Annotated in this window: 1 protein-coding gene; it reads left to right on the forward strand. The window is 70.4% G+C overall.

What is annotated here, in order from left to right; genetic code table 11:
- Nucleotides 1–1,962, forward strand: a 1,962-nt coding sequence (infB, locus tag AB0J52_RS37805; protein WP_500187792.1) for a translation initiation factor IF-2, incomplete at its 5' end; no start/stop codon positions are given.
- Nucleotides 1,963–2,071: the final 109 nt, after the last annotated feature.

Below are 2,071 nucleotides of genomic sequence, written 5' to 3' on the forward strand. Positions count from 1 at the left end.
CGTTCGCCCGCTGGCAGGACACCCTCGCCACGGGCCTGGAGAACGCCGGCGCCTCCCCCGTCCGCGCGGCCCGGCTGGCCACCCTCATCGAAGCGGGCGCGTCGTCAAGAGTTCGAGGCCATGCAGGCCCCGTCCACCGGCGGCGTGCTGGCCCCGCGCGGCAACGGCAAGACCATCCGGCTGCCGCAGGGCGCGTCGCTGACCGACTTCGCCGAGAAGATCGGCGCCAACCCGGCGTCGCTGGTGCAGATCATGATGCACCTCGGCAAGATGGTGACCGCGACGCAGTCCGTCGACCCCGAGGACCTGCAGCTGCTCGGCGCCGACCTCGACTTCGACGTGCAGGTCGTGTCCCCCGAGGACGAGGACCGCGCGCTGCTGGAGTCGTTCGACATCGAGTTCGGCGAGGACGAGGGCGGCGAGGAGAACCTGCAGCCGCGTCCGCCGGTCGTGACCGTCATGGGTCACGTCGACCACGGTAAGACCAAGCTGCTGGACGCCATCCGGCACGCCGACGTCCAGGCGGGCGAGGCCGGCGGCATCACCCAGCACATCGGCGCCTACCAGGTCCAGACCACGGTGGACGGCGAGGACCGCAAGATCACCTTCATCGACACTCCGGGTCACGAGGCGTTCACCGCCATGCGTGCCCGCGGTGCCGACACCACCGACCTGGTGGTGCTGGTGGTCGCTGCGGACGACGGCGTCAAGCCGCAGACCACCGAGGCGATCGACCACGCCACCGCGGCGGGGGTCCCGATCGTGGTCGCGGTCAACAAGATCGACGTCGAGGGCGCGGACCCGACCAAGGTCCGGGCGCAGCTCACCGAGTACGGCCTGGTGGCCGAGGAGTTCGGTGGCCAGACCCAGTTCGTGGACGTGTCCGCCAAGCAGGGCACGAACATCGAGGGCCTGCTCGAGGCGGTCGTGCTGACCGCCGACGCCGAGCTGGAGCTCACCGCCAACCCGGACATGCCCGCCCAGGGAACGGCCATCGAGGCCCACCTGGACAAGGGCCGCGGTTCGGTGGCGACGGTGCTGGTCCAGCGCGGCACGCTGCGGGTCGGCGACTCGATCGTCTGCGGCGTGGCCCACGGCCGCGTCCGGGCGATGCTGGACGAGAACGGCAACAACGTCGAAGAGGCGCTGCCGTCCCGTCCGGTGCTGGTGCTCGGCCTCAACGCCGTGCCCGGCGCGGGTGACAACTTCCTGGTCGTCGAGGACGAGCGGGTCGCCCGGCAGATCGCCGACAAGCGCACCGCCCGCAAGCGCAACGCCGAGCTCCTGCGGTCCCGCAAGAGCAGCTCCCTCGAGGAGCTGTTCAAGGACCTCGAGCGCGGCGAGCGGGAAGAGCTGCTGCTCATCCTCAAGGGCGACGTGTCCGGTTCGGTGGAGGCGCTGGAGGACTCGCTCCTCAAGATCGACGTCGGCGACGAGGTGTCCCTCCGGGTCATCCGCCGCGGCGTCGGCGCCATCACCCAGGACGACGTCAACCTGTCGCTGGCCTCGGACGGCGCGGTCATCATCGGCTTCAACGTGCGTCCCGAGCGGAACGCGCAGGAGCTGGCCGACCGCGAGGGCGTGGACATCCGGTACTACTCGGTCATCTACCAGGCGATCGAGGAAGTCGAGGCGGCCCTCAAGGGCATGCTCAAGCCGGAGTTCGAGGAGCACCAGCTCGGCACCGCCGAGATTCGCGAGATCTTCAAGGTCCCGCGGATCGGCAACATCGGTGGTTCGATGGTCACCTCGGGCATCATCCAGCGCAACGCCAAGGCGCGCCTCGTCCGCGACGGCGTCGTGGTCGCCGACAACCTCACGGTGTCGTCGCTGCGCCGCTTCAAGGACGACGCCACCGAGGTCCGCGAGGGCTTCGAGTGCGGTATCGGTGTCGGCTACAACGACATCAAGCTCGGCGACATCGTCGAGTGCTTCGAGATGCGGGAGAAGCCGCGCGACTGATCGAGCCCCAGGGCCGGGTTCCCGCCTGACGGCGGCGCCCGGCCCGCAGGCCCGTGTGAGCGCGACATCGCTTCACGGCCGACCGCGCGGGTCCCGCCACCGGCGGGGC

Origin of the sequence: Spirillospora sp. NPDC049652 (assembly GCF_040675125.1) — a bacterium.
GTDB lineage: Bacteria > Actinomycetota > Actinomycetes > Streptosporangiales > Streptosporangiaceae > Spirillospora.